This window comes from Pseudomonas sp. REB1044 (assembly GCF_038813925.1).
Classification (GTDB): domain Bacteria; phylum Pseudomonadota; class Gammaproteobacteria; order Pseudomonadales; family Pseudomonadaceae; genus Aquipseudomonas; species Aquipseudomonas boreofloridensis.
This window is the reverse complement of sequence record NZ_CP046139.1, coordinates 2,342,619-2,352,326: the sequence shown is the minus strand read 5'-3', so window position 1 is coordinate 2,352,326 and position 9,708 is coordinate 2,342,619. Positions and strand designations below refer to the sequence as shown.

Annotated in this window: 2 pseudogenes; both read right to left on the bottom strand. The window is 66.5% G+C overall.

The window, feature by feature from the left end:
- Window position 1: 1 nt before the first annotated feature.
- Window positions 2-8,271, bottom strand: a pseudogene (locus tag GKC70_RS10850) (amino acid adenylation domain-containing protein).
- Between the two features lie 33 nt (window positions 8,272-8,304).
- Window positions 8,305-9,690, bottom strand: a pseudogene (locus GKC70_RS10845) (condensation domain-containing protein); the annotation flags it as partial.
- Window positions 9,691-9,708: the final 18 nt, after the last annotated feature.

Here is a 9,708-nt window from a genome sequence, read left to right as displayed (position 1 = left end):
CTCAGACACCCGCCATTTCGTTCATCATGCGTTCGATATCGGACAGGCCATCCTCGCTCAGCGACAGGCCAGTGGCGGCGCAGGCCGCAGCAAACTCGTTCAATTGCGGTTTCTCGAAAAGCAGGCGCAGGGCAACGTCGATGCCCAGGCCCGTGTTGATCTTGGAAATCAGCTGTGCCGCCAGCAGCGAGTGCCCGCCCAGCTCGAAGAAGTCGTGGTTCAGGCCCACCCGCTCGACCTTCAGCACCTCGGCCCACAACGCCGCCAATTGCTGTTCCAGCTCGCTGACCGGGGCCACGTAGGCCGTCTGCGCCTGCTCGGTATCCGGGAGCGGCAAGGCCGAGCGGTCCAGCTTGCCGTTGGGCAGTTGCGGCATGCGCTCGAGCACCAGCAGGTGCTGCGGCACCATGTAGTCCGGCAGGCTGGCGGCCAGATGCATGCGCAACTCGCTGCGCAGTGCCTCCTCGCCGTTTTGCCAGGCCTCGGCGACCAGGTAGGCGGCGAGCTGCCGGCCGGTCGCTGCGGGAATGTCCAGCACCACCACGTCACGTACTGCCGGGTGTTCGCGCAGCCGCGCCTCGATTTCGCCGAGCTCTATGCGGAAGCCGCGGATCTTCACCTGATGGTCGATGCGCCCGGCGTACTCCAGTACACCCTGCTCGCCGCGATAGCGGGCCAGATCGCCGGTGCGGTACAGCCGTGCGCCTGGGGTGGTCGAGAACGGGTCGGGAATGAAGCGCTCGGCGGTCTGGCCCGGGCGGCCATGGTAGCCACGGGCGAGCAGTTCGCCGCCCACCAGCAGTTCGCCCAGGGCATCAGGCAAGGCCAGGTCCAGCCCGCCATCCACCAGATGAATGGAACGCCCAGCCAGCGGTGTACCGATCGGGATCTGCCCCGGCAGCGGTTGCTGGCCGCTGACGTAGGCGCTGCAATCGTGGCTCGTGACGCTGACCGTGGCCTCGGTCGGACCATAGGTGTTGACCAGGCGCACGTGCGCGAGCCCGGCCTGCTGCCAGGCCAGCACACCCTCGGCGGGCATCGCTTCGCCGCCCATGTGGATCCGCCGCAGTGCGCCGTAGTCACGCGGACCGCGCGCGGCGAAGTCCTTGGCCAGCAGGTACCAGTAGGCCGTCGGCAGGTCGGCGAAGGTCACGCCCTCGGCCAGCACTTGGCGATAGAAGGTTTCGCTGTCCCAGAGGTCGGGGCCACGCAGCAGCACGCGGGCGCCACGGATCAGCGCGGGGTACAACTGCTCGACGAAGGCATCGAAGTTGAAGGTGGAGAACTGCAGCACGCAGTCGCTCGCGTGCAGCTCGCAGAAGTCGCGGGCCACCTGGGCATGCAGGCTCAAGGCCGAGGCGCTGATGGCCACCCCCTTGGGGCGGCCAGTGGAGCCGGAGGTGTACATGATGTAGGCCAGGTTGTCCGGGCCACCGAGCGGCGTCGGCGCGTGCTCGGGGTGCGGCTGCAACGGCTCGCGGTCCAGACACAGGCTCTGCACCTGGGCCGGCAACTGCTGCAGTTGCAACGCGTCGGCGTGGCACAGCAGCAGAACGATGCCGCTGTCTTCGATCATGTGCGCCAGCCGCGCCTGCGGGTAGTCCGGGTCCAACGGCACGTAGGCGCCGCCTGCCTTCAACACCGCCAACAGGCCGACCACCATGTCCAGGCTGCGGGGCAAGGCGATGCCCACCCGCACTTCGGGACCAACGCCCAGCGCGTGCAGGCGATGGGCCAGTTGGTTGGCTCGCACGTCCAGGGCTCGATAGCTCAGATGCGCACCTTCGCAGCTCAGCGCGATGGCCTCGGGGGTGCGTCGGGCCTGGTCCTCGATCAGGCACTGCACCGGACGCGGGTCGGCGCCCTGCAGTGCGTGCTGACTCCACTGTTCGAGGATCTGCCGACGCTGCGGCGTCTCCAGCAGCGGCAGCTCGAGAATGCGCTGGGACGGTTGTATGCATACCGCATTCAGCAGGCTCAGCCAGTGGCCCGCCAGACGCTCGACCGTCGCGGTCTCGAACAGGTCGCTGGCATAGGTCAGGGTGGCACCGAGACCGTCCTCGCTGTCGAAGGTGTCCAGCGACAGATCGACATGGGCGGTGACCTCGTCCCAGGCCAGGCCTTCGATCGCCAGGCCCGGCACCTGACGCACCGGCGCTGCCGCGTGGGTCTGATGGTTGAACATCACCTGGAACAGCGGGTTGTGGCTCAGGCTGCGCTCAGGCTGCAAGGCTTCGACCAGGTGCTCGAACGGCAGGTCCTGGTGCGCCTGGGCCTGAACGGCGGTTTCGCGCACCTGCTGCAGCAGCGCGCTGAAGGTGGTGTGCGGGGTGAACTGCGCCTTGAGCACCTGGGTGTTGACGAAGAAGCCGATCAGGCCTTCGGTTTCGGCGCGGGTGCGGTTGGCCACCGGCACGCCGACCCGGATGTCGTCCTGACCGGAGACGCGGTGCAGCAGGCTCTGGAACGAGGCCAGCAGCAGCATGAACAGGGTCACGCCCTGTTCGCGGGCCTGGGCCTTGAGGGCACTGGCCAGGGCAGGCGGCACGCTGACCGACAGGCTGCGCCCGGCATGGCTTTGAATACTGGGCCGCGAGCGGTCGGTGGGCAGGTGCAGCACGTAGTGTTCCTGGCCCAGGTGCGCCAGCCAGTACTGCAACTGACGCGCCTGTTCGCCAGCCTGCATCCATTGGCGCTGCCAGGCGGCGTAGTCGGCGTATTGCACTGGCAAGGCCGGTAACTCCGTCGGTTGACCTTGGCCGAGCGCCAGGTAGCGGCCGACCACTTCGTCCACCAGGATCGGCATCGACCAGCCGTCGGCGACGATATGGTGCAGGGTGAGCACCAGCACGTGCTCGTCCTCGGCCAGGCGCAGCAGGCGCACGCGCAGCAGCGGACCGCGCGCCAGGTCGAATGGCCGGCGCACCTCACGGGCTACCTGCTCGCGCACGGCGTGCAGCGAGGTGTCTTCCAGGGTTTCCATGACCAGCGTGAAGGTCGCAGGGCAATGGATGCGCTGCAGCGTCTGCTCGCCTTCGGCATGGAACGTGGTGCGCAGGGTCTCGTGCCGGTCGATGAGCGCCTCGAAAGCCTGGCGCAACCACTCGGCGTTCAGCCGACCGCGCAGGTGCAGCGCAGCCGGGATGTGATAGGCCGCGCTGTCGGGCTCTAGTTGCCAGAGGAACCACTGACGTTGCTGCGCGTAGGACAGCGCCAGGGACTGACTGCGATCTACAGGGATCAGTGCTGGTGCCTGACTGGCGCTGCCCTCGGCGGCGGCCTGGGCGAAGGTCGCCAGATCCGGCGATTCGAACAAGGCGCGCAGCGGTACTTCCAGGTTCAGGCGCTGGCGGATGCGTGAGGTCACTTGCGTGGCCAACAGCGAATGACCGCCCAGCTCGAAGAAGTTGTCGTGCAGACCCACCTGCTCGACGTTGAGCACTTCGCTCCAGATCGCGGCCAGTTGCTGCTCCAAGGCCGTGCGCGGGGCGGCATAGCCCTTTTGCAGTTGGCTGGCGTCTGGCTTGGGCAGGGCCTTGCGGTCCAGTTTGCCGTTGGCGGTGAGCGGCCAGGCCTCCAGCACCAGGAAATGGGTCGGGACCATGTAATCCGGCAGTTGAGCTTTCAGGTGCTGCTTGAGCACTTCGCGAAGTTCGCTGTGATTGACTTGCGCATCCTGCGCGATCAGATAAGCCGCAAGCTGCTTGCCCCCGGCCCCGTCGATGTCCAGCACCAGCACTTCGCGTACGGCCTCGTGAGCGTGCAGACGGGCTTCGATTTCACCCAGCTCGATGCGGAAACCGCGAATCTTCACCTGGTGGTCGATGCGGCCGACGTATTCGATCACTGCCTGGCTGCGATAGCGGGCCAGATCGCCGGTGCGGTACAGACGACCGCCCTCGCTAGAGAATGGATCGGGTACAAAGCGCTCGGCAGTAAGCGAAGGCCGGTTGTGGTAACCGCGTGCCAGACCGGCATGGCCGACGTGCAACTCGCCGCTGCAACCTGGGGCCACTGGGTTGAAATCGGCGTCCAATACGTACATCGACAAGTCAGGAATCGCAGCGCCGATGGGGCTGCTGCTCTGTTGCGTGTCTTCGAAACGAATCGGGCGATAAGTCACGTGCACCGTGGTTTCAGTGATGCCGTACATGTTGACCAGGTTGTCGCAGTCTTTGCCGAAACGCTCGAACCAGGGCTGCAAGGCAGGTACATCCAGGGCTTCGCCGCCAAAGATGACGGACCGCAGGGCCAGGTCGGAAGCACTTTCACACGCGACGCGCATCAACGGTTTGAACGCCGACGGCGTCTGGTTCAGCACCGTGACGCCCTGATCTACCAGTAGCTGGTGGAAGTCTTCAGGAGAGCGCGTCACCTCACGCGGCACGATCACCAGGCGCCCGCCGTGCAGCAGCGCACCGAAGATTTCCCAGACCGAGAAATCGAAGGCATACGAGTGGAACAGGGTCCAGACATCATCAGCGCCGAAACCAAACCACTCAGCCGTCGCCTTGAACAAGCGCAACACGTTGTGATGCGGGAGCAAAGTACCCTTTGGCTTCCCGGTCGAACCGGAGGTATAGATCACATACGCCAGGTTATCCGGCTGAGTCAGGTGCTCAGGATTTTCATCGCTGTAGCCTTCGAGACCGGCTTCGAGCACAAGACTGCGCACCGAAGCCGGCACCGGCAGATCGGCCAGCAGGCGCTGTTGAGTCACCAGCAGCGCAATACCGCTGTCTTCGATCATGTAGCTCAGACGGTCCTGCGGGTATTCCGGGTCCAACGGCACATACGCCCCGCCCGCCTTGAGGATCGCCAGCAACCCGACGATCATCTCGATCCCGCGCTCCACCGCCAGGCCCACCAGCACATCCGGTCCAACACCCTGCGCGCGCAGCTTGTGCGCCAAGCGGTTCGCACGGCGGTTCAAGCCGTCGTAGCTCAGCGACTGCTCGGCAAAGGTCAGCGCAATGGCCTGCGGTGCCCGCGCCACCTGGGCTTCGATCAGCGCTGGCAGGCACGACTTACGCGGGTACTGCGCGCTAGCGCCACACTCAGCGAGCAGCTGTACGCGCTCGGCGTCGTCAAGCAGCGGCAACTGCGCCACGCGCTGCGCCGCATCGTCGCAGAGGGCCTGGAGCAGGTTGCGCCACTGCCGGGCCAGGCGCTCGACGCTGCCACGGTCGAACAGCGCCGTGGCATACGTCAGCGTAGCGTCGAGGCCTTGGGCGTGCTCGGCGGTATCCAGCGTCAAGTCGAACTGGCTGGTCTGGCTGCCCCACTCCAGCGCTTCGACACTCAGGCCCGCCACCTCGCGAATCGGGTCGTCGCCGTAGGTCTGATGGTTGAACAGCACCTGGAACAGCGGGTTATGGCTCAGGCTGCGCTCCGGCTGCAACGCCTCGACCAACTGCTCGAACGGCAGGTCCTGATGGGCCTGAGCCTGCAAGGCCGTGTGCCGGACCTGCAGCAGCAGATCGGCGACGGTCAGCTGTGGCGAGAATTCGGCCTTGAGCACCTGGGTGTTGACGAAGAAGCCGATCAGGCCCTCGGTTTCGGCACGCGTACGGTTGGCGATCGGCACCCCGACACGAATATCGCGCTGCCCGGACACCCGGTGCAACAGGGTCTGGAACGAGGCCAACAACACCATGAACAGGGTCACGCCATGCTGGCGCGCCGTGGCTTTCAAGGCCTGCGCCAACGCCGGCGGGAGGTTGACGTTCAGGCGCGCGCCGGCCGGATCCTGCACCTGGCCGCGCGGGTGGTCCAGCGGCAGCTCCAGCAGCGGTTGCTCCTCGCCCAGTTGCTGGCGCCAGTAGGCCAACTGCCGGACCTGCTCGCCGCCTTCCATCCAGTTGCGCTGCCACGCCGCGTAGTCGGCGTACTGAAACGCCAAGGGGGGCAATACGCACGCCTGCCCCTGGCAGAAGCCGGCGTACAGGCGCACCACCTCATCGACCATGATCGGCATCGACCAACCGTCGGCCACGCTGTGGTGCAGGGTCAGCACCAACACATGCGCGTCTTCGTCCAGGCGCAGCAGACGCGCCCGCAGCAGCGGCCCTTGCTCCAGGTCGAAGGGCTGCGCGACCTCCTCCGCCACCCGTGCCAGCACGGCGGCTTCAGTGACGGCCTCGACCGGCAGGTCGAATTCACTCGGCGCATGAATACGCTGCCAGGTTTGATCGGCGTGCTCGTGGAAGGTGGTGCGCAGGGTCTCGTGGCGGGCGACCAGCGCGCTGAAGCTGCGGCGCAGCGCCTGCATGTCCAGGGCGCCATTGAGCCGCAAGGCCGAGGGGATGTTGTAGGCCGCGCTGTCCGGCTGCAATTGCCAGAGGAACCACTGGCGCTGCTGGGCGTAGGACAGCGCCAGCGGCTGGCTGCGGTCGACGTGAGTGAATGCCGGCGCCTGCAGGCCCGCGCCCTGCTCGGCGCGCTCGGCGAAGGCTTGCAGGTCGGCAGCCTCGAACAGGCTGCGCAGCGACACTTCCAGGTTCAGGCGCTGACGGATACGCGAGGTGACTTGCGTGGCCAGCAGCGAATGCCCACCCAGCTCGAAGAAGTTATCGCCCAGGCCCACGCGCTCGACCTTCAGCACCTCGGCCCAGATCTCGGCCAGACGCTGTTCCAACACGCTGCGCGGGGCCTGGTAATCAGCCTGCACCTGACTGCTGTCGGGCTTGGGCAGGGCCTTGCGGTCGAGCTTGCCGTTGGGCGTCTGCGGCAAGGCGTCGAGGAAGATCAGGTGCGCAGGCACCATGTAGTCCGGCAGGCTGGCCTTCAGATGGCGCAGCAGGTCGCCGCGCAGCTCCGGCTGCAGCGGCGCGCTCGGCACCAGGTAGGCCGCCAGTTGTTTACCGGCCGGACCGTCGATGTCCACCACCAGCACTTCGCGAATGCCCGGGTGTTCGCGCAGCTTGGCGTCGATCTCACCCAGTTCGATACGGAAACCGCGGATTTTGACCTGATGATCGACCCGGCCGGCGAATTCGATGACGCCGTCGGCGTTGTAGCGCGCCAGATCGCCGGTGCGGTACAGGCGCCCGCCTGCCTGGTCGCCGAACGGGTCGGGAATGAAGCGTTCGGCACTGAGCCCAGGACGCTGGTGATACCCGCGCGCCAGCAGTTCGCCGCCGACCAGCAGTTCGCCGATGGCGCCCGGCAGGGCCAGGTTGCCCGCAGCATCGACCAGGTAGATGCTGCGCCCGGCCAGGGCCTTGCCGATCGGAATCTGACTAGGCAGCGGCACCTGTTCAGTGACATAGGCGGTGCAGTCCTGGCTGGTGATGGTCACCGTCGCCTCGGTCGGGCCGTAGGTGTTGATCAGCTCGACATGAGCCAGGCCCGCCGCGCGCCAGGCCGGCACCCCGTCGGCGGCCATCGCCTCGCCCCCATGTGCACGCGACGCAGCGCGCCGTAGGAACGCGGGCCCTTGGCGGCGAAATCCTTGGCCAGCATGTACCAGTAGGCCGTCGGCAGGTCGCTGAAGGTGATGCCGTGCTCCAGCACCTGGCGATACCAGGTCTCGCTGTCCCACAGCGTCGGGCCGCGCAGCAGGATGCGCGCGCCGACGATCAGCGAGGGGTACAACTGCTCGACGAAGGCATCGAAGTTGAACGTGGAGAACTGCAGCACGCGGTCTGCATCGCTCAGTTGGCAGAACGCAGCGAAACCTAGGGCATGCTCGGTCAGGGCGGCGGCGCTGATACCGACACCCTTGGGACGACCGGTGGAGCCGGAGGTGTACATGATGTAGGCCAGGTTCGCCGGCTCGGTCAGGTTCTGCGGATCGTCCTCGCTGCAGCCTTGCAGCCAGTCGTCGCCTTGGTCCAGGCACAGGCTGCGCACCTGCTCGGGCACGCTCAGCCGGGCCAGCACCGGAGCCTGGGTCAGCAGCAGGTGCAGGCCACTGTCTTGCATCATGTAGCTCAAGCGCTCGGAGGGATATTCCGGGTCCAACGGCACATAGGTGCCCCCGGCCTTGAGCACCGCCAGCACGCCCACCACCATGTCCAGGCTGCGCTCGATGGCGATGCCGACCGCCACGTCCGGGCCAACGCCCAGTGCGCGCAGGCGATGGGCGATACGGTTGGCGCGACGGTTGAGGGCCTGGTAGGTCAGCGACGTACCCTCACAATCCAGCGCAACAGCCTGCGGCGTCTGGGCCGCACGCGCCGCGATCAGTTCATGCACGCAGCGCTGGTCGCTGAAGTCGGCACGATGGGCACCCTGGTCCTTGAGCTGCTGCACCTGTGCGGCACTCATCAGGGCCAGTTCGCCGATCAGTTGTCTCGGTTGACGGACGATCTCGCGCAGCAGGGCCAGCCAGTGACCCGCCAAGCGCTCGATGCTGCTGCGCTCGAACAGGTCGCAGGCGTAGGTCATGGCCGCCGTGAGGCCGTCGTCGCTTTCGTAGGTGTCCAGGCTCAGGTCGAGTTGTGCGGTGTAGCTGTCCCACTCCAGCCCTTGCACGCTCAAGCCCGGCAATTGCCGGGCGGCGCCACGCTGGGCGGCCTGGTGGTTGAACATCACCTGGAACAGCGGGTTGTGGCTCAGGCTGCGCTCCGGCTGCAAGGCTTCGACCAGTTGCTCGAACGGCAGATCCTGGTGCGCCTGGGCCTGCAAGGCGGTCTGGCGCACCTGTTGCAGCAGGTCGTTGAAGGTCAGGGTCGGCGTGAAGCGGGCATCGAGCACCTGGGTGTTGACGAAGAAGCCGATCAAGCCCTGGGTCTCGGCGCGGCTGCGGTTGGCCACCGGCACCCCGACGCGGATCTCGCCCTGACCGCTGTAGCGGTGCAGCACGGTCTGGAACGAGGCCAGAAGCAACATGAACAGGGTCACGCCCTGCTGCCGGGCCAGGTCCTTGAGCGCCTGGGCCAGCGACGCCTCGAAGACGATGGGCAGGCGTGCGCCGCGGAAACTCTGCACCAGCGGGCGCGGATGATCGGTGGGCAATTCCAGCACCGGCTGCTCACCCGCCAGACGCTCGCGCCAGTAACCCAACTGACGTTCCTGCTCGCCAGCCTGCATCCAGTCGCGTTGCCACAGGGCGTAGTCGGCGTACTGGATCGGCAACGCCGCCAGCGCCGCCGGCACACCCTGGCACTCGGCCTGGTACAGACGAATGAGCTCGTCGATCAGGATCGGCATCGACCAACCATCGGAGATGATGTGGTGCACGCACAGCATCAGTACATGCTCATCGGCGCCCAGTGCCAGCAGACGCACCCGCAGCAGCGGCCCGCGCTCCAGGTCGAACGGCTGCTGCATGTGCGCCTCGACCCGCGCCTTGATGGCCGCCTCGCGTTCGCCAGGGTCGCTCAGCGACAACGACTCGACCGCCACCTCCATGGGCAAGCGCGCATGGACGATCTGCACCGCCTCGTCACCGTCCTGGGCGAAGGTGGTGCGCAGGGTCTCATGGCGTGCCAGCAACTGGTCGAAACTGCGCTGCAACGCCGCGCTGTCCAACTGGCCGTTCAAACGCAGCGCCGCCGGGATGTTGTAGGCGGCGCTGTGCGGGTCGAGCTGCCAGAGGAACCATTGGCGCTGCTGGGCATAGGAGAGCGCTGTCCCGTCTGCAGGTTCCCTCCTGAAGATCGGGGTGACCCCGTAGAGATTGACACCCTGTCGCTTGAGCAAGGCAGCCAACGCCTTGCGCTCCTTGGTGGACAGCGACTTCACGGAGTCGAGCAGCTCTTG